Source organism: Bifidobacterium sp. ESL1118, assembly GCF_058505595.1.
The window spans coordinates 787995-813644 of record NZ_CP196371.1 but is presented as its reverse complement, the minus strand read 5'-3'; the positions used below and the strand labels follow the sequence as shown (position 1 = coordinate 813644).

The 25650-nt window shown below is 56.3% G+C and carries 22 protein-coding genes; 3 read left to right on the top strand and 19 right to left on the bottom strand.

Translation table 11 applies throughout. The features are described 5' to 3' along the window. Window positions 1–105 precede the first annotated feature (105 nt). Complete coding sequence (locus tag ACSYSS_RS03170) at window positions 106–774, top strand: HAD-IA family hydrolase (RefSeq protein WP_491704033.1); 669 nt, start codon at window positions 106–108, stop codon at window positions 772–774. Between the two features lie 196 nt (window positions 775–970). After that, the gene (locus ACSYSS_RS03165) at window positions 971–1897 is read left to right on the top strand and encodes a LysR family transcriptional regulator (RefSeq protein ID WP_491704032.1); all 927 of its coding nucleotides are present in this window, start codon (window positions 971–973) and stop codon (window positions 1895–1897) included. Window positions 1898–2015: 118 nt separating this feature from the next. Here ACSYSS_RS03165 and ACSYSS_RS03160 read toward each other — a convergent pair whose 3' ends face one another. From ACSYSS_RS03160 to ACSYSS_RS03145, 4 genes are all read right to left on the bottom strand, one after another. Further along, window positions 2016–2708 carry a dihydrofolate reductase family protein gene (locus ACSYSS_RS03160; protein WP_491704031.1) on the bottom strand — a complete coding sequence of 231 codons (693 nt, stop codon included), beginning with the start codon at window positions 2706–2708 and terminating at the stop codon, window positions 2016–2018. A gap of 180 nt (window positions 2709–2888) precedes the next feature. Then, window positions 2889–3659 (bottom strand): dihydrofolate reductase family protein, encoded by a 771-nt coding sequence (locus ACSYSS_RS03155; RefSeq protein WP_491704030.1) that lies wholly within the window; start codon window positions 3657–3659, stop codon window positions 2889–2891. Between the two features lie 41 nt (window positions 3660–3700). Then, the gene (locus tag ACSYSS_RS03150) at window positions 3701–4498 is read right to left on the bottom strand and encodes an SDR family oxidoreductase (protein WP_491704029.1); all 798 of its coding nucleotides are present in this window, start codon (window positions 4496–4498) and stop codon (window positions 3701–3703) included. Between the two features lie 15 nt (window positions 4499–4513). After that, window positions 4514–4864: a cyclophilin-like fold protein gene (locus ACSYSS_RS03145; protein WP_491704028.1), complete on the bottom strand. Its 351-nt coding sequence runs from the start codon at window positions 4862–4864 to the stop codon at window positions 4514–4516. A 252-nt stretch (window positions 4865–5116) separates the two neighbouring features. Between ACSYSS_RS03145 and ACSYSS_RS03140 the strand changes: the two genes are divergently transcribed. Beyond that, the gene (locus ACSYSS_RS03140; RefSeq protein WP_491704027.1) at window positions 5117–5986 is read left to right on the top strand and encodes an aldo/keto reductase; all 870 of its coding nucleotides are present in this window, start codon (window positions 5117–5119) and stop codon (window positions 5984–5986) included. Window positions 5987–6243: 257 nt separating this feature from the next. On the opposite strand, the gene ACSYSS_RS03135 is transcribed toward ACSYSS_RS03140, so the two are convergent. The 15 genes from ACSYSS_RS03135 to metE all read right to left on the bottom strand — a co-directional run bounded on the left by ACSYSS_RS03135 (window position 6244) and on the right by metE (window position 25575). Further along, window positions 6244–7251, bottom strand: a complete 1008-nt coding sequence (locus ACSYSS_RS03135) for an aldo/keto reductase (RefSeq protein ID WP_491704026.1) — start codon at window positions 7249–7251, stop codon at window positions 6244–6246. Window positions 7252–7309: 58 nt separating this feature from the next. Then, window positions 7310–7822, bottom strand: a complete 513-nt coding sequence (locus tag ACSYSS_RS03130; protein ID WP_491704025.1) for an NAD(P)H-dependent oxidoreductase — start codon at window positions 7820–7822, stop codon at window positions 7310–7312. Window positions 7823–8004: 182 nt separating this feature from the next. Next, window positions 8005–9189 (bottom strand): MalY/PatB family protein, encoded by a 1185-nt coding sequence (locus tag ACSYSS_RS03125; protein WP_491704024.1) that lies wholly within the window; start codon window positions 9187–9189, stop codon window positions 8005–8007. A gap of 5 nt (window positions 9190–9194) precedes the next feature. After that, window positions 9195–10073: a DUF3737 family protein gene (locus ACSYSS_RS03120; protein WP_491704023.1), complete on the bottom strand. Its 879-nt coding sequence runs from the start codon at window positions 10071–10073 to the stop codon at window positions 9195–9197. Between the two features lie 329 nt (window positions 10074–10402). Continuing rightward, the gene (pyrE, locus tag ACSYSS_RS03115) at window positions 10403–11125 is read right to left on the bottom strand and encodes an orotate phosphoribosyltransferase (protein ID WP_491704022.1); all 723 of its coding nucleotides are present in this window, start codon (window positions 11123–11125) and stop codon (window positions 10403–10405) included. Between the two features lie 53 nt (window positions 11126–11178). Beyond that, on the bottom strand, window positions 11179–12126 hold the full coding sequence (locus tag ACSYSS_RS03110; protein WP_491704021.1) for a dihydroorotate dehydrogenase: 948 nt from the start codon (window positions 12124–12126) through the stop codon (window positions 11179–11181). A gap of 151 nt (window positions 12127–12277) precedes the next feature. Next, complete coding sequence (locus tag ACSYSS_RS03105) at window positions 12278–13171, bottom strand: dihydroorotate dehydrogenase electron transfer subunit (protein WP_491704020.1); 894 nt, start codon at window positions 13169–13171, stop codon at window positions 12278–12280. Window positions 13172–13384: 213 nt separating this feature from the next. Further along, on the bottom strand, window positions 13385–14449 hold the full coding sequence (gene pyrF / locus ACSYSS_RS03100; protein WP_491704019.1) for an orotidine-5'-phosphate decarboxylase: 1065 nt from the start codon (window positions 14447–14449) through the stop codon (window positions 13385–13387). A gap of 181 nt (window positions 14450–14630) precedes the next feature. Next, window positions 14631–16076, bottom strand: coding sequence for a dihydroorotase (locus ACSYSS_RS03095; RefSeq protein WP_491704018.1), 1446 nt, complete (start codon window positions 16074–16076; stop codon window positions 14631–14633). Window positions 16077–16191: 115 nt separating this feature from the next. Next, on the bottom strand, window positions 16192–17481 hold the full coding sequence (gene pyrB / locus ACSYSS_RS03090) for an aspartate carbamoyltransferase (protein ID WP_491704017.1): 1290 nt from the start codon (window positions 17479–17481) through the stop codon (window positions 16192–16194). 156 nt (window positions 17482–17637) lie between these two features. Continuing rightward, entirely contained in the window at window positions 17638–20937 is a 3300-nt protein-coding gene (locus ACSYSS_RS03085; protein WP_491704016.1) for a bifunctional [glutamine synthetase] adenylyltransferase/[glutamine synthetase]-adenylyl-L-tyrosine phosphorylase, read from the bottom strand. A gap of 9 nt (window positions 20938–20946) precedes the next feature. Then, a complete protein-coding gene (locus ACSYSS_RS03080) occupies window positions 20947–21231 on the bottom strand; it encodes a helix-turn-helix domain-containing protein (protein WP_491704015.1) in 285 nt (94 codons plus the stop codon). Further along, window positions 21218–21880, bottom strand: coding sequence for a hypothetical protein (locus tag ACSYSS_RS03075; protein WP_491704014.1), 663 nt, complete (start codon window positions 21878–21880; stop codon window positions 21218–21220). The genes ACSYSS_RS03080 and ACSYSS_RS03075 overlap by 14 nt, the downstream gene beginning before the upstream one ends. Before the next feature lie 309 nt (window positions 21881–22189). Beyond that, the gene (locus ACSYSS_RS03070; RefSeq protein WP_491704013.1) at window positions 22190–23038 is read right to left on the bottom strand and encodes a methylenetetrahydrofolate reductase; all 849 of its coding nucleotides are present in this window, start codon (window positions 23036–23038) and stop codon (window positions 22190–22192) included. 221 nt (window positions 23039–23259) lie between these two features. After that, a complete protein-coding gene (gene metE, locus ACSYSS_RS03065; protein WP_491704012.1) occupies window positions 23260–25575 on the bottom strand; it encodes a 5-methyltetrahydropteroyltriglutamate--homocysteine S-methyltransferase in 2316 nt (771 codons plus the stop codon). Window positions 25576–25650: the final 75 nt, after the last annotated feature.

Sequence of the window (25650 nt, the reverse complement as noted above, 5' to 3'; positions counted from 1 at the left end):
ATTTCAGGAGTTCCGCCCGCCCTCCCAGCCTAGGTTCATCCACACTGAGCCATTGCAGACAAACAGCAGTCGTACATTCACCCATATCGAACGGAAGGAACGACATTGCAGCCAATCCACAGCCAAGGCAAGGCACAGACACCTCAAACGCCGCTCATCCACAATGTCATCTTCGACTTCGGTGGAGTGCTCATCCGCACCGGCGACTACCGCGCATGCCTCACCGGCCACTGCCCGCCCGAAGCGCTTGAAGAGATTTGCACCAAACACAATGCCTACGGGTTCTGGGACTACGAGGACAGACTCGACGCCGGAGCCGAGCTGGTCGACGTGCTGCCCGACTATCGGCGCGAGTTCGGTGCCGAAATGGCCGAGGTCTTTCGCTACTATGTGGAGCACTACGACGAGGGTATGACCGGCATGGTGAGCGGCATGGAGCGGCTGGTGCTCGACGTGAAGGTCACGGGCTGCAAGGTGTGGGGGCTCACCAATTGGTCGGACGAAACCTATCATTTCGTCGGCGAGAAATTTCCACAGGTTTCGCGCATGCTCGACGGCATCGTGGTATCAGGATTCGAAAAGCAGCAGAAACCAGACGCATCGTTTTTCAACCTAGCTCTGAACCGCTGGGATATCAACACAGACGATGCCGCATTCATCGACGACAACCCCAACAACATCGCCGCCGCGAACGCCCTGGGCATCCACGCCCACCTGTTCAAAGGCGAACCCGGCGCACGTGAGTTCTTGAAGAAACAAGGGCTGGCACTTTAGCATCCACTGTAGGATTCGGCGGTGCGGTGCCTGTCATAAGCGTGACGTACGTTCATCATTCAGTGAATATCGACATAAACCTATTTGCATGGGATTTTTACACCGGATATGTCGATTGCATGCGTTTCCTCTGTTTGTGTGACGTGCTACGAAATTCCGAAAGAGCCAGAAGAAATCATGCACTAGACTTGGCAGCATGACTCTTCTGCAACTGAAATACATCGTCAAGATAGCCGAGTGCGGCTCGATGAACGAGGCTTCGCATGAGCTGTACGTCTCGCAGCCGGCGCTGAGCTCGTCGGTGCACGAGCTTGAACATGAGATGGGCATCGAGATATTCACACGCTCATCGCAGGGCATCGCCCTCACCGAAGACGGTGCCGAATTCCTGACATACGCACGCCAAGTGCTCGACCAGGCGGCGCTGCTCGATGAGCGATACAAGCACACCAAGCCGCACAAGCAGCTGTGCAGCGTCTCCACCCAGCATTACATGTTCGCCGTGGAGGCATTCGTGGAGATGATGCATTCCATCAAGGCCGACGAATACGAATTCACACTGCGCGAGACAGGCACGCGGGACATCATCGACCGCGTGGCCGACATGCGTTCCGAGGTGGGGATTCTCTATCTTTCCGACTTCAACCGAGATGTCATCGGCAAGTTCCTGCGCGCCAAACGCGTGGAGTTCCACCCACTCTTCCGAGCCCCGCTGCACGTGTTCATTGCCCGCACCAACCCGCTGGCCACACGGAGCAAGGTGACCATGGACGACCTCAAGCCCTACCCATTCATTCAGTACGAACAGGGTGACGACGACAGCTTCTACTTCGCGGAGGAAGCAGTGCGGCCCGAGGACTCCCCCAAGAAAATCAACGTGACCGACCGTGCCACGATCCTCAACTTCATCATCGGCCTCAACGGTTACACGGTGTGCACCGGCATCGACAACGGCGACCTCAACAACGAGAAGATCGTCACCGTGCCGTTGGAAAGCGACGAGAGCATGCTGGTCGGCTGGATCGGCAACGAGCGCGTGAAGATGACGAAGGCCGCCGAAGCCTATCTGAGCAAACTCCGCGAGGTCATCGCCAGCCACGGGTACACCGTCATCGAAGGATGAACGCTCCCGAGATTTACGATGAGTGCTTACGATGAGTGCTTCAACTACGACATCCGAAGGTTGTGGACAGCAGGTGTTGCAGGCAGCGACTCTCTTTTAACAACTACGTCAGTTAATTTTAGTCATTGACCTTCTTGAACACGAGATGCACGCCACCGTCCGAGAGCTTCTTTGCGCTCTCGAAGGCGAACGTGTCCGGCACGAATTGCCCAGCGGTGTCGAATGCGGATTTCTCCTGCGGATCCCCGTTGACATGCGGAGCGAGCACCAGCGAAATCCTGTCAACCAGATGGGACTCAAGGAACACGCCGTCGATTCTGGAACCACCGCACACGGCGAGCGTGTCAATGCCGAAGCGGCTCTTGAGCTTGACCAGCACCTCGTCGAGATTGAACTCCTTCTCGCCGCCAACGATGTAGGGAATGCCCATCGAACGCAGGAAGGCCAGATAGCGCCTGTCCGCCTGTTTGGTGACCACCTCGATGGCACGCATCCGGTGACCGCTGTAATCGAAGTAATTGGTCGTCCAGCCACAGACACCCTTGCGGTCGAACGAGACGGACCAAGTCTCCGACTGGATGTCGTCCGGCAGCCAGTCCTCGTAACCGATGCCGGTGGCGTCGTAGCGGTCGAGGAACAGCTTGGCGGGAGCGGCATACATCTGGATGGTTTTGCGCCCGTTGGCATCGGCGTTGCTCATACGGAACAGCTCGTCGTTGTAGTACTGGCCCGAAGGCCCGCTGCCGTACTCCCCGTCAATCTTGCCATCGATTGAGACATACATGTGGATGACCACCTCGCTACGTTCCATGAACTGCACCTTTCCTTTGCTTTTCTGTCGTTGTTCATATCTTCAAACAGAACGAGCATATCGCTTCGAGCATGCTCGAAGTCAAGACCGCCAAAACCACAAACATAATGTCACAGTCACAGCAATGAGAACATACCTCGACGAACCTGAATACCATTTCTAGCTTCCGACTATACTGATTCACGTTTTTGAGCATTGGTCAGCAAGACGGAAATCCTGTGCGTTGTTCACAATGTACTGTAGCCACAGTGTGCTGTTCTCCAGCACCTTGCAGGATTTGAGCGTGAAGCCGACCGGTTTGGGATTGTCGGCGAACCCAGAATCGAACAGTCGCGCGGTGTCGCGTCGCCCATCGATGGCCGGCACCACAATCATGCCGATCTCATCGCATAATCCGGCAGCAACAAAACTCCAGTTGAGTATGCCTCCACCGCCCAACAATACGTTGGTCATATGCCAAATCGTCGCCAACTTGGTAAGCACCACCGGAATGTCGATATCAGATTTCCCAGCGATGATATAGGAGATTCCACGTTCACGCAGAAAGGCCTTGTACCCATTCGATGCCTGTGGTGTAAGCACCTCAATGACACCAGCTTGATGGCCGCCATATGATGTTGTATCCGATTCCCAGTTGAGTTCACCATGTCTATCGAACGCAACGTAATACGTTTCGTGGGAATTTGGGTCGATGTAATCGCCTGCGGCAACAGTTGGTGCCGATGCATCGATTTGTGGCACACCTTTGGCAAAATACGAACGGGACGTGTTGGCACCATAGATCCATGCTTGGAAATCATAGGCCGAATCACTGCCACGTTCGAAACCGATCCGTTGAAAAACTCGTGACGAATAACCGTTGTCACGCAATGCGGCACCATAATCGCCGGTTATGCGCCCATCGAGAGACGAACTGATGAACAACGTCACCTTGGGCCGTATCAATGTCATAAATCCCTTCCTTACCATGGGATCTCAACCGCCAAAACCGTTCAGACCTCCTGCTCGATTGGGCGTATGTTGATTTCGCTGATGGACACGTTGTCCGGAGCCCCGATGGCGTGCACCACCTCGGCGGCCACATCGTCGGCAGACAGCGAGCGGTATGCGTTCTCATGTAACACCGCCTCGGCATCACGTGTTTTTTTATCGGGAATGGTCTTGTACAGATCGGTGGTGACCGTCCCCGGAGTGATCAGCGTAGACTTGATGTGGTGAGCGGCCTCCTCCTGGCGCAGACCGTCCATGATGGCACGAACGGCGTATTTCGATGCACTGTAGACTGCGAATCCGGGAAACACCTTCGTACCTGCCGTCGAATCGGTGGTCAGGATGTGCCCGTACCCCTGTTTTCTCATCAATGGGAGCACCGCCGCTATACCGTTGAGCACTCCCATGATGTTGACATCAAGCACCTCTCTCCAATCCTCGAGCCTTCCCTCGGCCAACGGACTATTCGGCATGATTCCGGCATTGTTGAACAATGCGTCGACACGCCCGTACACCTTCATGGTCTCATCAACCGCTTGCTCCCAGCCCTCCGCTTGCACGACATCGAACGGCTCCACCAGCATCCGGTCTGGTTCGTACTGCTCGGCGATGGAATCAAGCCTGTCGGCACGTCGCGCAATCAATACGACGTCGGCACCTTGATCCGCCATCATTCGCGCCGTGGCCTCGCCTATGCCGCTCGACGCACCCGTGACCATGACTACCTTGCCCTGCACACCCATCATTGCCTCCGGTTTGTCTCTTCTGATTCTTGTATCATTCTTCTGTATCATTTCCATATTTGGCTGGTTCACTTATTCCATTGACAAGGTGACATCAACGTCTCCTCTTCCCAATATACGCTTCAGCTCGCTGGCATCGACATTGTCGACGTGCCCAAGGCACGTGAAACTCCAATCATTGCGTCCATAATAGAGCACGAACTTGTTGCCTTGGTAGAGGATGAGGTCGCCGGCCTTCGTTGTGGTCTGACGATCATTTGTCGGCAGGTCGACACCAAGGGGACCCGTTTTCTCCATGCCAGCGAAATCCTTCAAGTGCACGGTCCGTTTCCCGGTACCGATCCACTTCGCCAAAGCCTGCGCAGACGAATTACTTTCCAACGTGGCCTCATAGGTTGCTCCGTTGATTTTTAGTTTCAGCATTGTGCTCCTTAACTCATAAATTTCATTCCTAAATTCAGTTGTCACGTCAATGTACAACTTCAAGACGGCTGGAAGCCAAACCCCACAATTCATATCATCCCGAAACAAACAAATCACTCAACGATAACAGCTATCTGGAAGTTGGCCGAAAACGACCTTGACTTCAAGAGCGCTTGAAGTTTTATCATATTGGTGTACAAGATCGCTGCACCTACATGCAGACGACGGAAACACTACAACTGAGGGAAACGTATGAGTGAAAACGGTAATATTCTAAACGAGACATACACATTGGGCAATGGGGTCAGGATTCCCAAGCTCGGGCTAGGCACCTGGTTCATCGACGATGACAAGGTGGCACAAGCTGTGCGAGACGCAGTGAAGATCGGTTACAGGCTCATCGACACCGCTGAGGCCTATGGCAATGAACGAGGTGTGGGCGAGGGAGTGCGCAGCTGCGGACTCAAGCGCGAGGAGATCTTCGTGGGCACCAAGCTCGCCGCCGAGGCCAAGACCTACGAAAGCGCCAAGAAGGCCATCGACGAGTCGCTGGCCAAGCTCGACATCGACTACATCGACTTGATGCTCATCCACAGCCCGGAGCCCTGGGATGACTTCCGCGGCGGCAACTACGACGAGGGCAACCGCGAAGCCTGGCGCGCCCTGGAAGAGGCCTATAAGGCCGGCAAAATCCGCGCCATCGGCATCTCCAACTTCAAGAAGGCGGACATCGACAACATCCTTGCACACTGTGAAGTGAAGCCTATGGTCAACCAGCTGCTCGTGCACGTCTCGAACACGCCTTCCGAGCTCATGGATTATTGCAAGGAACAGGGCATCGTGGTGGAGGGTTACTCCCCCGTGGCTCATGGCGCTATTCTGGATAACGCCGACATCGCTGCAATGGCGAAGAAGTACAACGTGGGCGTGCCGCAGCTATGCATCCGCTACGATCTGCAGCTGGGCACGGTGGCATTGCCGAAGACCGGCAACCCCGAGCACATGCGCACCAATGCGGACGTGAACTTCGAAATCTCCGAGGCAGACATGGCCACGCTCAGAGCCATGAAGCCGATTGACTATGGCAAGTACAGCAGCTTCCCTGTCTACAGCGGCAAGTAATCTGCGTTTTACACAGAAAACCGACCGACGTTGCCCACATATCGGCAGCCGAGTAATTGAAAAGAACAGGAAATAGTGTGGAAACAGCAATCTTGAGGCTGTTTCCACACCATTTTTCATGGTCAATTCATTCAGTGAGCACTTGCAAAGTGAAATCAGAAAAGCTAATGCTCAAGAACAGCATAATTCCGCCATTCTTGATTTCAGTCTCAACGATTTTTCGTGAAAAGCCCCTCCGAACGAATCAGACACCGATTTCACTTCTTTTCGTCAAGAAGAATGGTGCCTTCCGGTGGATTGTGGTCGATAGCGCCGACGATGGGATGCGGAAGATAGAACTCCTCCAGCGAGGCGATCTCCTCATCGGACAGCTTCACGTCCAACGCCGCTGCTGCGCTGTCGAAGTGACTGGCCTTGGTGGCGCCGATGATGGGCGCCGTGATGCCTTTGGCCCACTGCCAGGCCAGCGCAATCTCGGTCATGGAGACATTGTGGGCCTCGGCCACGTCATGTACGCGCCCGACAATGCGCAAATCCTGCTCCTCCATGCGGTCGTACTTGCCCTTGAGCACGTTGTCGGTCTCGCTGCGCTTCGTGTCGACGGTCCAGCCGGTGTGGGCCAGATGCCCGCCGGCCAGAGGGCTGTAGGGCATGAGCGAGACGTTCTCCTGCTTGCAGATGGGGATGAGCTCGTGCTCGTCCTCGCGGTACATGAGGTTGTAATGGTCCTCCATGGCGTCGAACCGCGCCCATCCGTTGTCCTTGGCCGCCTGCTGCATGTTCTGGAACTGGTAGCCATACATGGCGGAGGCTCCGAGCGCCCGCACCTTGCCCTGCTTCACCAGGTCGTTCAGCGCCTCCATGGTCTCCTCGATGGGATGCTCATAGTCGAAGCGATGGATCATGTAGAGGTCGAGATAGTCGGTGCCAAGCCGCTTCAAGGTGCCGTCGATCTCGCGATGGATGGCCTCGCTGGAGAGCCTGCCTGGGTTGAAGTAGACCTTCGAGGCGATGACCACTTTGTCGCGTGGGATGCCGAGCTCTTTGAACGCCTTGCCGATGTATTCCTCACTGGTGCCCTTGGAGTAGCCGTTGGCGGTGTCGAAGAAGTTGATGCCCAGGTCGAGTGCGTGCTTGACGGTCTCCTTGGTCTCGGGGTACGGCAGCGTCCAGTCGTGCATGGTGCCCGGCTTGCCGAAGCTCATGCAGCCCACGGCCAGTTTCGAGACCGTGATGTCACTGTTGCCTAATTTTGCATATTTCATGATATCTCCCACTTTCATTCAATCATGACCGACCGCATTGGTAGCCAATGCATGAATGTCACTCGAAATCACCAAACGCCGGCACATCTTGACCGACGACATACTGGCGGTATTTCTTGGCCTTTTCCCTCAGTTCGGCATCTCCGATGCTGCTGGCGCCCATGAGCGTGAACGGCTTCAGATACCTCATCTGCGTCAGCCTCGCGGTGGCCTGGAACGGACGAAGCAACTCAGTGGGCGTGTACTTCACGAAATCATCCCTGCCATAGTTGTCCGCGCCGAAGGTGGCGGCCACCAGCATCTCCTTGCCGTTCCACTCGCCCTTATGCATCAGTTCATCCTCCCACTGCTTGAGAAGAGCAGGGCTGGAATACCAGTAGATCGGGAATTGGAGCACAATGCGGTCAGCGGCCTCTATCACGGCGTGCTCGGCCTCGTCATCGATGTTGAAATCAGGGTACAGACGGTACATATCGCGCACCTCGACCGTCCTGTCGACGGCATCGGCCAATGCATGGTTGACGCGCGAATGCTCAGAATCTGGATGGAACAATAACACAGTCGTATTCATAGTAAAATTCTCGATCCTTTCAATTCATTGTTGATAAAACTCTTGCTATTCGGGAAACCGGCAAAGGCAGGCATGGCTTACTCACTTCAGAGCCTGAAGCACTGCTCCAGACAACCGGCAATCCGACTCGGACATCAGTCATATGCAATGGTGATGACATGCATACCATCACCAACCAGACTCTACGAACATAATGCCTTCTTCAGCCGTTGCAACCCATCCTCGACCATGGCCGCTGGACAGGCGATGTTCATACGCAGGAACGAAGAGCCGTTGCCGCCGTAGATGGACCCGGAGGAACAATAGAGGCCAGTGCGGTTTCGTATCGATGCAGCAAGTCCATCGGCATCAGCGAGAGCTCCGGCAGAACGCTTAATGGCCTCAGAGCAGTCAAGCCACAGCAGATATGTGGCGTGGCCGGGCACCAACTTCACACCCAAGGGCTCTCGCTCCAAAAACTTCGATACCATGGCTCGGTTCTTCCTCAGCTGCTCTTTGAGTGCCATCAGCCATGGCTCACCTTTAGTGTAGGCGGCGATGGTGGCGGGGATGGCAAGCAGATTCGGCTCGGCAAGTTCCTCGCTGTTGAAGCCGCGGGAGACGGAATCGCGCAGATTCTCATTCGGCACAATGGCGGTAGCTGAATGCAGAGCCGCCAAGTTGAAGGTCTTGCTTGGAGAGACAAGGACGATGACATTGTCCCTCAACGGCTCGGGCAGGCTGAACACCGGGGTGTAGTCCGGACCATCCAACACCAGATCGCCATGGATCTCATCGCTCAACAGCACCACATGATGCTCCACGCACAGCTGCGCGATACGCCCCAACTCATCCGGTGTCCACACATGACCAGTGGGGTTGTGCGGATTACACAGAATCATGAGGGTGGTGAGCGGGTCGGCGAGTTTTCGCTCCAAATCCTCCCAATCCACGTGATATTCGCGCGCCTCCCTGTCGTAGGACAGATCGCTGGAGAGCAGGTGCCGGCCGTTGTTGACAATGGAATTGGTGAAGATGTTGTAGACCGGCGACTGGATGAGCACGTTGTCTCCCACGTGGCTCACACGCCGCACAATCGACGATATGGCCGGCACCACTCCGGTGCACAACACCATCCAGTCGGCCTGCGCCTGGGCGTGATGGATAGTTCGATACCATCCAGAGACGGTATCGAAATAATTCCGATGCGGCTCCTCATACCCAAAGACTCCGGTGGCCACCTTGCACTGCATGGCCTCAACGATTTCGGGCGCCGTACGGAAGTCCATGTCGGCGATCCACATGGGCAACTCCCCCGGCTTCACGTCCCATTTGACCGAGTCGGTGCCACGCCGATCCGGAGCAGTTTCGAAATCATACGTTGCCATGGCAGTCACTTCCCATTGCGAATTTCAATGGCGGTCTTCGCAGGGTCAATCTTGGTCTTGTCCATGATGAGCTCATCCACGCTGTCCACGCGAATGGCACCGCTGATCGGATTCTTGATGCTTTCCACATTTGAGCGGATGTCCGCATCGACGTTCGAGCAGTATTCAAACGCCAGATCGGTGTGGATGAGCTTGCAGTTTCGCATCTTCAACCCATCGATGTAGCACAACCCCTGATCGCTTTCGATCACACAGTTCTCAATGGTGAGGTTCCTGGTGTTCCAAGCCAGGTATTCGCCGTCGAGCAAGCAGTTGCGGAGCACGACGTTTTCGCAGTTCCAGAAGGCGTCCTTGCTCATGAGCTTGGAATCCGTGACTTCGATGTTGCGCCCTCCGTCGAACACGTAGTTGCCGATGATGTCGAGATGACTCACCTTGATGTCGCTGCTGTCCTTGCCGAAGTAGTCGCCACGCACGGTGACGTTCTCAATGTCGACGTTGCGACAGGTCCACAGCGTCTCCTCCGCATCTGAGAAGTGGTCGTTTTTAAGCGTCACCCCGTCACAGCGGCGGAATTGCTTAGGCGCCTGGATGGTGCTGTCGGTCACGCTGATGTCATCGGTGTACCAGATGCCGGAGCGTGACATGTCCTCGAACATCATGTTTGTGGCATCCACATGTTTGCAGTACCACAGCGGATACTTCCATTTGAACACCACACGGTCGAGCTTCAAGTTGCGCCCTTCCTTGAGCGGTGATTCGCCGTGGCCGAACGTCACGCCGCTGAGTTCGGCGTCATGCTCGGCGAACAGCGGACGTTCGCCCTCGAAATACTGATTGTCATACACTGTCATGCCCAAAGCCTCTTTCACTGTTGCAGACATATAGCTGAATAGTCTATGAACTTAAAGTACTTGAAGTCAAAATCAGCCATATATGCGGCGCAATTCATTCAGTGTGCACTTTTGACATGAAACCAGAAAAACCGATTTTCAAGAATGGCGGAATTTCAAGGTTTCTGATTTTAGTCTTCCGAATTTTCCCCAAAAAAGTACCCACTGAACGGGAAACCCACATTCAGAGGGGACTTCTATATACGAATTTTCCAAGACTGATTTGCAAACCCCGAAATTTCGTCATTCCTGATTCAGCCCTCGAACATTGACGCGCAAAAAAGTCCCCTCTGAATGAAAACGAGGTGATATTGATGCGCTCAGGCACCGTATTTCGCCAGGTAATCGTCGGCCGCCGCTACAATCTCATCGGTGAGCAGCGGTTTGCCGTTCAATGTGACCATACGCTTGGCAGCGGCGAAGATCTCACGAACGTTGGCGATGGCCAGCACTGGGAAGCCAAACTCCTGCTCCACCGCAGCGACCGCGGACACGTCCGAATCCTTGGTCTTCTCCATGCGATCGACCGACAGCACTAGACCAACGATTTCCACGTCTGCTTCGGCCTTGATCTTCGGCACCACCTCATGAATCGCGGTGCCAGCGGTCATCACATCGTCGACAAGGAGCACCTTCATGCCTTCCTTGAGCGGCGTGCCCACCATAATGCCGCCGTCACCATGGTCCTTGCGCTCCTTGCGGTCGAAGGTATAGCCCACTTCCATCCTATGGGCACTGGTGAGGGCGATGGCCGTGGAGACTGCCAGCGGGATGCCCTTGTATGCTGGGCCGAACACGGTGTCGATGCGCTGCGGAAGCTGACCGTCGGCGATGCCTTGCGCGATCTTCTCGGCATAGAACGCACCGAGCGTAGCAATCTTGCGGCCGTCATTAAATGCTCCGGCATTGATGAAGTATGGTGACCTGCGACCAGATTTCAAGGTGAAATCACCGAATTTCAGCCCTCCTGACTGCAACATGAACTCGGTGAACCGCTGATCGAGTGGGGTCTGGATGGTACCGGCATGCTTTTGATTGTTCATTGTCTTCCTCTGTATATATTAGTTATGGTTCAATGCCTTGATTGACTCAGTATTTACCGCCAGGTTTTGCCTTGGGCAAGGTTATCTGCCAGTTCTGGCCGGGAGTCGAGCAAATCGTCAAGTTCCTTTGCCACTTGCATCGGCTTCGTTGGGTCATACAGCGCAGCGGCCCCCACCTCCACGGCGTTCGCTCCGGCGTACAGGTATTCCAACGCCTTCTGGCCCGAGTCGATGCCACCGATGCCGATGATTGGAATCTGTGGCAACACCTGCCGTACCCGCCAGACGAAGCTCAGTGCAATAGGAAAGATGGCCGGACCAGAAACACCACCAGTCTTGTTCGCCAGAATCGGCTCACCCGTATTGATGTCGATGCGCATGCCGACGAGCGTGTTAATGAGGCTCAGGGCATCGGCACCAGCGTCGACCGCGGCCCGCGCCGGAGCCACGATGTCGGTGACGTTCGGCGTGAGCTTGACGATCATCGGTTTGTCCGTCAACTTACGCAAGCGAGTTATCAGATGCCCCAGAGCCACCGGATCGGTGCCCACGCTCATGCCGCCGTGGCTCACATTCGGGCAACTCACATTGATTTCGAGCATATCGGCATCACTGTCCGCCAATCGCTCCACCACCTGCGCGTAGTCGTCGTCACTGTGGCCCGCCACATTGGTGACTACCATGGCGCCAAGCCCCTTGAGGCGAGGCAGCTCATCGACAAGGTAATGATCGACCCCAGGATTCTGCAAGCCCACAGAGTTGACCATGCCTGCCGGAGACTCTGCAGTACGTGGGCCTGGGTTTCCCTGCCAAGGCACCGGGGAGACCCCTTTGGTACAGATGGCGCCAAGCTGGCTGACATCGTAGAAATCGCCGCAAGCATCCAGCTGGAAGGTGCCGGAGGCCGTGCCCACCGGGTTCTTCCACGGCACGCCAGCCACCACCGTGGGGTGACGCCAAGTATGTAACTCTGGTACATTCCTATCTTGGATTTCGCTCATTTCCACTCCCATTGTCACTTGTGCACTCCTTCACACTGCCCAACCAATCAATTCCACTACCTTTTCGGACGTATCATGTCGCTTTTGGTAGCAACCAAGGATCGCACTACCTATTCAGTCACATTATGTCGCTGTTGGTAGCGCAAAGCGGCTATTGTGCCCAGCCCAACCGACCGGCGGTAAATACTGGGCCTTCCTTGCATACCTTGAGCCTGCCCTCTGGAGTATCGACGATGCAAGCCACGCATGCGCCGTAACCACACCCCATGCGGGCCTCAAGACTCAGCTGACAAGGAATATCATGCCTCCCAGCCCATTTCGCCACGGCTTGCATCATCGCCATGGGCCCACAGCTGAGGATCACGGATGTCAGCGCATCATCTTTGAGCTTCGGCTCGATGCTGGTCAGCAAATCGACCACATTGCCTTCCGAATTGCTGATGGCATGCATACGGCTCTCCGGCATATATCGTGCAGCTAAACCCTCGGCGAAATGCTCGTCACGGTACCCGAAGGCAGTAGTGACCTCCACCCCTGAAAGCCCGCTCAGCCATTGTGCGGTGTAAAGCAGCGGAGGGATGCCCAAGCCGCCACCGACCAGTACGTAGTTGGCGTTCGCTCCGGTATCGAAAACACTGCCGCCCAAGGGGCCAAGCATGTCGATGGCATCGCCCGCACGCAGCTCACTAAACTCCTGGGTGCCTTCTCCCACAATCTGGTAGATCAGCGTCACATCATCACCATCGACTCCGGCAACGCCCATGGGCCTGGGAAGCAGATTGAACTCGCTATGCGGGTAGAGGTTGACGAATTGGGCCGGCTTGGCGTGGCTGGCTGTGTAGCCATCACGAACAATCAACTCGTAGATGCCCTGCACAGGCTCAAGCACCCGTTGCCTGACGACGGGCACCGTGCGGCGGCCGGGTTTTCTGCCGATCGGCAATGTCTGCACATCGGCAGGGTTTGAGGCCTGCGTCGTACCGCTCGACCCGCCACGCGCGATCACCGCTGCGCTCCGTGTATGAGTGAATGATGCATTCGCCACTGTTTCCTCCATTGTTTGCTCTCAAAAGGACTGCATGATTGTTGTTTAGGAAGATTGCTGTTTCACCAACCTAAGTCCCATGTTTAGAAATGTTGGAATTCCGCCATTCCTGTTGTTCAGTCACACAACTATGTCAAAAACTGCGCTTCCAATCTTCATAGACACATGATTTGAACTCGTTTTCGCTGGTTTTCTCTTCGCTAATGTACATTCTTACCCCCTCAAGGTCTCATTGAGGGCATCTCGCATGGCAATGGCAGCTGCGCGAGCGGATCGACCCGCCAGATCAAGGGCTTCTTCCCTGTTCATATCGGGGCTGAACTCTCCGGACTTGCGCCAGGCGCCGATGATGCCGCGCGATGAATTGACGACTGCTCCGGAAGCATGCGAGTCGAACATGCCCGCAACATCCGCTGCAGTTCCGCCTTGAGCGCCATAGCCGGGAACCAGGAAGAACGTGTGCGGCATGCGCCTTCGGAGTTCACGCCCTTGCTTGGGGTGCGTGGCACCCACCACCGCCGCCAGGCACGAATAGCCATGCGAGCCGATGCTCGAAGAGCCCCAGCCTTCCACTAGGTCGGCCACATGCTCGTACAATCGCCCACCACGCGCGAGCTCGAGTTCCTGGATTTCCTTGCTGGAGGGGTTCGAGGTGCGCACCAGCGCAAACACGTCCTTGTCCGCTTCGGCTGCTGCGTCGATGAATGGCGTGATGCCATCCGTTCCGAAGTATGGGTTGACGGTGACGGCATCCTCAGCCCACGGCTGGCCGTTATAGTCGTCTTTTCGATGGTTGATGCCGGTCAGGTGTTTGGCGTAGGCAGCTGCAGTGGAACCGATGTCGCCGCGTTTGATGTCACCGAGGACATACAGGCCTGCCTTCCGCGCATACTCACACGTCAGGCGGTAGATGTCGATGCCAATCGAGCCATAAGCCTCATACATGGCGATCTGAGGTTTCACGGCTGGGACCACATCCTTCACCGCATCGATGATGGCACGATTGAAGTCATAGAACGCGGACACCACTTGGGCTACGGGGTAAGCGGGGCTTGGCCCCACTGCATCGTCCACATCGCCGGCATCTGGAGCATGTGGGACATCAACGCCATGAGCCTTAAGAGCACCAGACTTCTTAACCAGTGCACTCGTTTCGCACTCACCCATCTGTTCGCCAAGCCCGCTGATGACTTGCGGCGGCACGACGGATTCAGTGGGGTCTAGCCCCACGATGCTGGGGTTGTCTTTGGCTGCGATGGCCTCAATCAGTCTGTCCAAGATGTTCCTTCCTTCTTCGAGTCATGCACATTTCGGTCGCAGGCAAGCTCAACATCATCGACTGTAACGTACCCAGTACAGTGGTTCCTCTCTCAACCGTGTACGGTTCAGTCACGAAACAGCTCAATTTCGACTGAAACGTACCCGGTTTGATCAATACTTTCCTTAGTGGGTACATTTTTCAGCCAGATCCTGCTTCCACCAGTGTGCAGGGAATACGGCTCATGCACAGCTTTCCGCCGAGAACTGTGGCCAACGGCAGCCCAGTTACTGACCAACCGGCGAACGGGGTGTTACGCGCCTTCGAATGAAAGCGACTCGGGTCGATAGTCCAGCTTCGGGAATTGTCAAGGAGGACTAAGTTCACACCCTCGGGATGTTCCACTGTTCGAAGGTCAAGTACACGGGTGGCGTTCCTGTCGACGCCACCCGGCGAATGCCGGGTCACCTCATCAAGCAAAGCCCTGATATCCGTAGGTTCGCTGCCCATCAACCGCACAGGGGCAATGGACATGAGTTCAACAAGCCGGCGCTCACTGATGATTCCGGCATCGACCAATGCCGCATGGCACACCCCATAGGCGGTTTCCAGCCCGATGATGCCGTTCGGGGCGTCAAGCAGCCCTCCTGCCTTATCGGCATCAGTGTGCGGCGCATGATCAGTGGCAATCATATCGACCGTGCCATCGGACACGGCTTGAAGCGTGGCCTCACGGTCAGCCCGCGAGCGCAGCGGCGGATTCATCTTCGCCATCGCGCCATAGCGCTGCACATCCTCGTCGCAGAGCGCCAAATAGTGTGGCGCGGTCTCACAAGTAACCGGCAACCCTGCAGCCTTGGCCTTGCGTATGGCATCGAACGCTGCAGCAGTGCTCACATGCTGGAAGTGAATATGGACGCCGGTTCGTCTTGTCGCGTCGATGTCTCGTTCCACAATGGCCAACTCGGTGGAGGCCGGCACCCCTGGAACCCCTAGATCTCGGTTCACCGCGCCTTCGTTCATCACACCGTTTTCGTGGTGTTCGCAATGCTCCAAGACGGGCAGGCCTGTGGCTTTCGAAGTGGCCAGCACTTGGCTCAGTGTTTCCGAAGAGATGGCGGAACCATCATCCGTGATGGCGGCAAGCCGGTGCCGCAATCCACCAAACCCGGCAATATCTGCGGCACTTGTGGCTCGTCTCCCCCTGCGGCCGACCGTTGCACAAATCGACAGGGCATAACGAACGGGAAGCTTCACACCGCGCTCAGCCTCATAGGCATCAAGGTATTCCAGCACCGAACCGACTCCAGCCGCCTTGACCTCATATGCACCAGGCGATTCGACCTTCAACACACGTTCACCGTCCGCAGCCGGCTCGGTGTTGGGCATGATGAGCACATCGGTGTATCCGCCCGAGGCCGCCGCCTGAGCACCGGTCACCATCGTTTCCTTCTCAGTCTGCCCGGGGTCACGGAAGTGGACGTGGGGGTCAGTCAAACCTGGAGCAAGAGTAAGGCCCGAAGCATCGACGCCGCCGACGCTCACCGAGCCGGGCTCCACGAGGGAACGCTTTGCGTCGGGACCGTCTATGATGCAGTCGATTGCCTCACCGGTATCCCAGATGTGGACGCCACATAACTTGAGCATGTTCGCCCCTCCTTTCGCCTTCCTATACGTCATATACGTCAGCCGAGTTGCAACTCAGACACATTGCGCGAGTTGGCATTCCACAATATCGACATGGACATTGCCAAGACCTCGATTAGCCCAACTGAGTATCACAGTAGACGCAACGCCGCTCGCCATGCGCGGTGGCGGCAACATAATACTGTTGCTCCAAACCAATCTCGATCGTCGTGATGCAGCGGGGGTTGGGGCAGTGTGACCCTTGCAGAGGCTTGGACCTCGCCAATCGCATCTGCGAATTCTCGACGCTATATCCAGGGAATTCAGCTTCCTCGATTCCAATGTTGTCGTCACGCACCGTCTTATCGTTCGAGCCGTCCAGCGGTTCGTAGTCTTCCAACTCGTCGCCGAGCACCGAGCTCTCCAGCGCCATGCGCATGAGCATGCCCTGTTTGGTCTGCTCGAAATAGGCGGCGCGAGGGTCGCGATCCACTTCCTTGGCAATCTCATTGACTCGAGGCAACGGGTGCAGAACCGCCATCTGCGGCTTGGCCAGCGCCATCTTCTCCGCATCAAGCACATACGTGTCGCGCAGGCGCAAATAGTCAGACTCGTTTTCGAAGCGTTCCTGCTGCACACGCGTCATGTAGAGCGCATCCAAATCACCTATAGCGTCTGTCAGGCTTGCCGTTTCGACATATGAGCAAGTCGGGCTGGCATCAATGAAGTCAAGCACATAGCGAGGAGTCTTGAGTTCACTTGGACTGATGAGCACGAACCGGACATTGCCGAATCGGCAGAGGGTCTCAATGAGTGAGTGCACGGTGCGGCCGAACTTGAGATCTCCGCACAAGCCAACCGTCATATCGGTGAAACGGCCAAGACGCGATTCGAGTGTGGCAAGGTCGGCCAGTGTCTGTGTGGGGTGCATGTGCCCGCCATCCCCTGCGTTGATCACAGGAACGCTTGACGCATCGGCAGCCACCAGCGCCGCACCTTCCTTCGGGTGGCGCATGGCCACCACGTCGGCATAGTTGGAGACCACATTGAGCGTGTCGTAGACGGTCTCGCCCTTGCTTGCCGAAGAGAGCTTGTCACTTGGGAAGCCGACCACGTGCCCGCCCAGGCGCAGCATGGCGGTCTCGAAGCTCAGGCGCGTACGAGTGCTCGGCTCATAAAACAAAGTGGCAAGCACTCTGCCACTGCAGGTGCCTGCCACTTTCCTACGATTGGAATCGATGTATCGCGCTTTGTGGATCAATTCCAATATCTGACCGGTGGAAACGTCGTCCAACGTCACCACGCTGTGCCCGATCAATGAAGCCGAGGAGGAATCACCGGCTCCCCCGCTGGAACCTGACCCGGAACCAACTGAAGATTGAGAAATAAATGAATTACGAATTGATGCCTGCTGATTGCCTGACAACGGCCCACCTTTCGCTTAAGGCGGCCACTTCGCGTGACCTAAATAACGATAGCGACATCGTTCGACAGCGGTTGAACAATGCCAAACATTGTGAAACCATTCAGTGCAAATTAGATATCCAACCTTACGAGACACCTGTTGGCACTTACGATACATTTACAATCCATAGAACAGGCGCTCGGTGACAACGCGGCAATGCCGCATAACAGAACGCAAATCGTTCTCGAAATGCTGCCCCCGGTGCGCGTCGTAGCCAAGGAACACGGCCACGGCACCGAGTGCACTGTGATTGGAGGCAATGATGTCGGCCTGGGTCACACGGCCACTATAGAGATAGTTTCCATTGCGGGTGGCGGTGCACATGCGCCACGCATTACGCAATGTTTCGGCATCGGCGCGCCCGATGACACCACTCGTCTCAAGCTCATCCAGTGCCTGCAACGTGGAAGTAGTGCGCAATGCAGCATCTGCCGCGGCGTGCTGCAACTGCAAAAGCTGCACCGTCCACTCCACATCGCTCAAGCCTCCCGCGCCGAGCTTGATGTGGCTTGCCCGACTCACTCCTCGAGGCAAACGCTCAGCCTCCATACGAGCCTTGAGCTTGCGGATCTCTGCCACCTGCTCGGCACTCAACGGTTTTTCCGGGTACCGCAGCGGGTCGGCGAGTTCATGGAGGAAGTCCTCTCCCAAGGCCCGACTGCCAGCAACGCGACGGGCCCGCAGCAACGCCTGACGCTCCCACGTGCTGTACCACTGCGTGTAATACGTCTTGCAGGAGTCGTAGGAACGGATGATCGGCCCGTTCTTGCCTTCAGGACGCAAATCGAAATCCAATTCAACGTCGGTTTCGCGGCTGACCGGCCCTTCTAGGATGGTGCGGAAGTCAGCGACCACGGCGTTCGCGAAGGATGCAGCGTCCGAACCGACACTGGCGGCATCGGAAGCATCAGCGGCACCACCCATCCGGCATGCTTCGCTCGGCCGGTAGACCAGTATCATGTCCGCATCGGAGCAGAAGTTGACCTCTCGCCCGCCGTAGCGACCCATGGCAATGACGGCGATATCAGCCGGAGCGCCAGCCAATCCGCGCTCAGTAACCTGCCTGTCTATTGCCCACTGGAGTGCGGAATTCACCATGGCATCGACCACATCAGTCATGCCTTCAAGACACTCGTCGTCAGTCATCACACCGCTCATCCACCCCAAGCCGATGCGTTCGATCTCCCGGCGCCGCATCGCACGAATCGACGTGGCAAAGTCTCCCATGTGATCGGCTCCGGCATACCGTGCTGCAGCGGACCGGCAACGCACATCGAGGCTTTCCCGGCTCTGTGCCTTCAGTTTCTCATCGTCTCCCAGCCAGGTCACCGATTCCACTGATTTGCAGAGCGCATCGCTCAAAACCCGAGAATTCGAAAGCACGTGGCATAGCCGCTCCGCAGCCTGCGGCGAGTCACGCAGAAAGCCCAAGTATGGACTGCCATCACCGAAGTTCTCCTCAAGTTTGCGCCAACCAAGCAAACCCATATCCGGATCCTGCCCGTTCGCCAACCAACCGAGCACTGCCGGCAAAAGGATGCGATTGATACGAGCAGCCCGTGAAACCCCGTCAGTGAGCGCACGAACGTGCCGCATGGCAGCCTCAGGATCCTGAAAACCTATAGACTCAAAACGCTCACGCGTGGCACGCTCGTCAAGGTTCACCACGTCGTCACTGAGCTGGGCGCTGATGGGCAGCATCGGGCGGTAGTAGATGTCAGTGTGCAGATGCCTCACCTCACGCCGCACCTCGTCGTAGCGCTGCAGCATCTGGTCCGGCAACAGACCGAACGCACGTCCCAGGCGACGCAGATCGGCATTGCCTGCTATCTGCTCCGCACTGGCCTTACGACGCGAACCTTGACCGCCAAAACCGTTTTCGTTACCCAAGTCAGGAAACAGATGCGTCCGCTTGAGCTGCCACATCTGCTGACGATGCTCCATGACCCGCTCGAAACGATAGTCCTGGCCCAGCCGCTCGGCCTGCTTGCGCGAGACGTAACCGCCATCCGTGAGCGCGGCAAGCGCATCCAACGTGGCGCGCCTCCTCAGCGTCCCGTCGACGCGGCCATGCACCAACTGGAGCATCTGCACGGTGAATTCCACATCGCGCAGCCCGCCTTTACCAAGTTTGATCTCCCTGTCTTTGAGGTTCGGATCGATGTTGGCCTCGACACGCATACGCATTTTCTGGCAGTCGTATACGAAGTTCTTGCGCCTGGAGGCCTGCCATACCATGGGCTGGGTCATTGCCTCGAACTGCGCGCCAAGTTCCGCGTCACCAGCCGCAGCGCGGGCCTTGAGCAGCGCCTGGAACTCCCAGTTCTTCGCCCATTTCTCGTAATAGCTACGATAGCCGTCGAGCCTACGCACCAGAACTCCATCTTTGCCCTCAGGCCGTAGGTTGGCATCGACCTGCCACAGCGGAGGTTCAGTGACACCGGGGATGGTACCTTGGCACACATTCTGAAGGCACTTGACCATCTGCGTGCCGATGCGCGTGAGCTCGGCGGTGCTGATCTGCCTAGAAAATGACGTTTCAAGGGAAGAAGAGTCGTTCAGTGAGGGTCCGTTCCCCGATTGAGCATCGGCTCGTTGCGATGGCTCAATCTGCTCTGCTCCAGCCTGTTGGGATTGTTCAGGCAATTCAGTCGGCTCCACCACATACATGAGATCAACATCTGAGACGTAGTTGAGTTCCTGCGCCCCGAGCTTGCCCATCGCGATGACGGCGAGCCGGCAATGCTCACTGCCCTTGACCTGCGAGCGCGCAATGGCGAGCGCCGCCTCGAGCGTGGCATCGGCCAAGTCGGAGAGCCTGCGGCTCACGTCCGGCTGAACCTTCAACTGGTCATCGGCATCGAGATCGAACGCCATGATCGCCGCCAACTGATCATAATATGAGCTTCTTAGCGCCGAAACCGCATCATCAAAGGGTTTAATGCCCATATCATCGTCTTGCCCATCAGGCGAATGCTCGCCGCACAAACCTATAGCAGCGAGCAGGCACTCAATACGTTTCGGCTTACTCCACTGTACGCTGCCACAAGGGTCACGCGTGGCCGCGGTAACCAATTCCGGCCGAGTACCCATGAGTCTGCCCATGGCATCGGATGCCCCAAGCACACGAACCAGCCGTCGGACAGCGTTGACATCATCTGTAAGATGCACTGAACGAGTTTTGCCTTCCCCGGCCGACTTGCAATCATGTTGTGCTGCCTCTATGATTCCTGTCAGATTACGCAGGGCTGTGTCAGGCTCACATGAGTCTTCCAATGCATCCAGCAGCACCGCTAAATCGGCATCCACAAATCCAATGTGCCGCAATTGGGCAAAACATGAGCGCGCCATGTCCAAGTCATGCAAACCTGCCCGTATGAGCTCACGGGCAGGTGCTTTCTCCGACGTTACTTCCATATACCCAAATTACTCCGTACCATACTCGCCGCTGTCCGAAGCTTCTCCAGGCACGTATTCCAATAGGTCACCGGGCTGGCAGCCAAGCACCTTGCAGATGCCGGCAAGGGTGGAAAAACGTATGGCGGCAACGCGGTTGTTCTTAATCTTGGAAAGATTGACGTTCGAGATGCCGACTTGTTCGGCCAAATCCTTCAGACTGATATGTCGTTCCACCATGAGGAGATCCAGCTTTAGCTCGATACGACCTTCCGAAGCCCCTGGCGCCGTTTCATTCGTTTCAGATAAGCTCATCGTCGGCCTCCTGCAGCTTCACACCATATTCAAACATACGCGCAATGCAGAAGACGAGCACAGCAACGAGAATCAATACGATAGCCAGATTGCCTCCTTCGATGCCCGGGAACGGATTGTAGTCCTGAGTGAGTTCAAGAGCACCATCCGCAGGCGCAATGCGTGCCGACTCGTCAATCGCCTCCTGAAAGAAACCTAGGGAAAATTCCAATACGGCCTGAGTGATACCAACAGCCAACAGATAGTTGGCGATGTGACGGATATTGCGTACGTTCGCCTGCGTAAACGGTGTGATATTGTGATGCTCCGGGCTACTGCCGCTGCCGTGTCTGAACAATGGGCCAGTGTACGACAGCAGCACCGCAGTGTAATGGCAGGCCATGGCAAACAGAACACCTGCCAGCATCGAGCAGAGAAGGAATACGACACGCTGCCCCTCATTGACCGCACCTAGACCAGATGCGTTCAAGCTCCATCCATAAATCGAAGTAAACCAAGAGTCGTGAAAACCGAACACGGTGAAGAATGCACGCTGCACAACCGTCGGAGCCAGTGCAAGCACAGCAAACACTGCTACAAGCCAATTGATGATTTCAAGTACATGGGCCAGCCCGAGCAGGAATCGGTCAATTTTAGAAGGTCGATACATAATGTCTCCTTTACATAATTTTCAACAACAAGAAGACTATAACATATCGTTTAACGATAATCAATTTATGATTAACAATCATAGTATAAATATTTTCGATAACTATATATCATAAATCAATAACGATTATTAATCATAACCCCTATATCAATAGCCATTACTCACCAACGTTGCAGGCGAAACCATTAATATAAAGGCAACTGTCTGTGCCTACCGAACCTCAGCTCTCAGCTTCCCCACACCCGATATACCGTCAGAAGGCATCCTGTTGTGCACCACCAACGGTCGATAGATATGAAGGCAAGCACTTTATTCGTATTCGAACAGCCCTTCCACGTTCTCCCAGATGCCACGGGCCACGCTCGGGCGGTTCATGGTGTAGAGGTGGATGCCGTCCACGCCGTGGGCCACGAGGTCTGCGATCTGCTCGGAGGCATAGGCCACGCCGGCCTGGCGCAGCGCCTTGGGGTCGCTCCCCCAGCGGTCGATCATGCGCTGCAACGCAGGGGCCACCGTGGTGTCGTTGCGTTGGTTCATAGTGGCCACGTTGCGGGCATTGATCACCGGCATGATGCCCGCTTCAATCGGCACGGTGATGCCAGCATCGCGAGCCAAATCCAGAAAATGATAGAAATCATCGTTATTGTAGAACAATTGGGACAGCAGATGCGTGGCACCTGCGTTCACCTTTTTCTTCAGGTTCACAATATCGTCTTCGATGCATGAGCACTCCATGTGCCCCTCTGGGTAGCAGGCACCGAAGACTGGCATATCCGGATCAGTGCGCCGAATGTAGGAAACCAGATCACTGGCGTGCTCGAACACGCCGCACGGTTCATTGCCCTCCACTGGGTCACCACGCAGGGCCAGAATGCCGGCCACCTTGGCCTCGTGGAAGTATTCAAGCGCTTGGTCGACAATGGCCTCATCACTGTAGAGCGCCGTCAGATGCGCCACCACCGGCAGACCATACTCACGATGAATGGTTGCGGCGATGCGAGCGGTGCGGGTCCTGTCTTTGAATGCGCCGTGGCCGTACGTCACGGAGACGAAGTCGGGATTCACCTCTTTCAGGCCGTCCATCGTGTCGTAGATGGTGTTGACCGAGGTCTTGGTGTTCGGCGGAAAGACCTCAAGCGAAAAAATCGGCGAGTGCATTGCTGGTAAACTTCCTTCACTTCCATTGCTCTACAGCCTGGATCACAATAGCAGTCTGCATTGTACTGTATCAAGCCATCCAAGGCCCCTATACCATTTGAGCAACCCGGTTTAATCGGGCTGCTCAAATAATTATCTCATTTGTTCAATTTTTATTGGCACGGCACGGCTTGCAACTGTTCCGCAAGCTCAGCTCAGCGCACCGCGAGCCGTCTTCGCAGCTACTTCGCCAGTTCGGCACGCACCTGCTTGGTGGCCTCCACCATGTGCTCCAGGCTTGGCCAGGTCTCCTCGTTGCCGCGGGTCTTCAACCCACAGTCGGGGTTGATCCAGACGCGGCTGGGCTCGGCCTTCTTGAGGATGGCGTGAATGCGGTCGACCAGCTCGGCTGTGCTGGGGATGCGTGGCGAGTGGATGTCGTAGACACCCGGGCCCACCTCGGTCTCGAAGTGCGTCTCCTGAATGGCATCAAGCACCACCAAATCGCCACGGGACGCCTCGAACGAGATGACGTCCGCGTCCATGTTGTCGATGTCCTTGATGATGTCGTTGAACTCCGAATAGCACATGTGGGTGTGAATCTGCGTGGTCGGCTTGACGCCGGAGTGCACCAGACGGAAGGCGGGAATGGCCCAGTCGAGGTACTTCTTGTGCCAGTCGGACCGGCGCAGCGGCAGCTTCTCACGCAGCGCGGCCTCGTCAATCTGGATGACCTTGATGCCGGCTGCCTCCAGATCAAGCACCTCGTCGCGGATGGCGAGCGCCAGTTGCTGGGTCTGCACCTCGTGGCTCACATCCTCGCGCGGCCAGGACCAGTTCAAAATGGTCACCGGGCCGGTGAGCATGCCTTTGACCACATGTTTCGTGCGGCTCTGGGCGTATTTGCTCCAGCGGACGGTGATGGGCTCGGCACGGGAGACGTCACCCCAGACAATGGGGGGCTTGACACAACGGGTGCCATAGGACTGTACCCATGCATTCTTGGTGAAGAGGAAGCCGTTCAAGTGCTGTCCAAAGTACTCGACCATGTCGTTGCGCTCAAACTCGCCGTGGACAAGCACATCCAGGCCAATCTGCTCCTGGTGTTTGATGACCTCGTCAATCTGAGAGGCGATGAACTTGTCATACTCCTCCTGCGAAATCTCGCCGTGACGCAGCTTGGCGCGCTCGGAACGGATCTCCCGGGTCTGAGGGAAGGAACCAATCGTGGTGGTCGGCAGCTCGGGCAGACCAAGTGCCTCGTGCTGGGCCTTGCGGCGCTCGGCGCGTGCGGGCTTGCGGGTGAAATCAGCCTTGGTGAGCTTGCTCAAGCGCTCCGTGACCGCGGGATCGGCGGCCACGCGGGTACCATCAAACAGCGCCTGGTTGGCGGCGAGTTCCTTCGACGCCTTGCGAGCGCCGTCATTGGCATCCGCCAGAGCGGCGATCTCACCCAGCTCACCCAACTTCTCGACGGCGAAGGCGAAGTGACGCAGCACCTTGGAATCGAGCCCATCCTCGCCTTGTGTGCTGAACGGCACATGCAGCAGCGAGGAGGCGGTGGAGACGGCCACATTGGGGGTAACGGTGCGGATGGCGTCGAGCACGCCGAGACTGTCGGCGTAGTCGTTGCGCCAGATGTTGCGCCCACTCACCACACCGGCAAAGATGGTGGTGCTTTCGGCCACACCGTACTCCTTGAGCGCAGCCAGGTTCTCGTCGCGCCCCTCCACAAAGTCGAGGCCGATGCCGTCGAAACCGAGGAAGTTGACTGTTTCGTAGATGTCGGCGATATGGCCAAAATAGGTGTTGAGCAGCAACTTCACACTGCCGTTGGCACCCTTGCGTGCAGGAAGAATGGCGGAATAGAGGGCCTTGAAGAGCTCCACATCGCCGTTTTGCTTGTCAAGCACCAGGTATGGCTCGTCGAATTGCACCCATTGAGCTCCGAGCTCCGCAAACTTGCCAAGGATTCCGGCGTAGACCGCCGCCACGGAATTGATGAGTCCACGGTCAATCTCAAGTTCCTCGGCCTGAGGGTTCCGCGCGAGCTTGAGGAATGTGTACGGTCCGATGAGCACCGGCTTGGTGACGATGCCGAGTGCCTTGGCCTCGTTGAACTCATCAAACTGTTTGGTGGAATTAAGCTTGATCCGGGTATCCGGCCCAATCTCGGGAACAAGATAATGGTAGTTGGTGGTGAACCACTTCTTCATCGGCAGTGCGGTGACATCACCCTTCTTGCCCTGGTAACCACGGCCCATGGCGAACAGAGTCTCCTCAGGGTTCTCGAAGGCGAGACGCTGGTAGCGCTGAGGAACCGCGCCAAGCATGATGGCTGTGTCGAGCATCTGGTCGTAATAGCTGAAATCGTTACTGGGAATAAGGTCCACGCCTGCGGCCTTCTGGATCTTCCAATGGCTGGCACGTAAGGCCTTGGCGGTAGCTCGCACGTCGTCAAGCGTCGCCTTCCCCTTCCAATAGGCTTCGATTGACTTCTTGAGCTCACGGTTGCGGCCGATGCGCGGGAACCCCGATACCGATGTTGTAACGGTCATATATCCTCTATCCTTTTCCTTCAAATCCGACGATTCACTGCTTCGAGGATACCAAACAACTGCGCCAAACCGGCA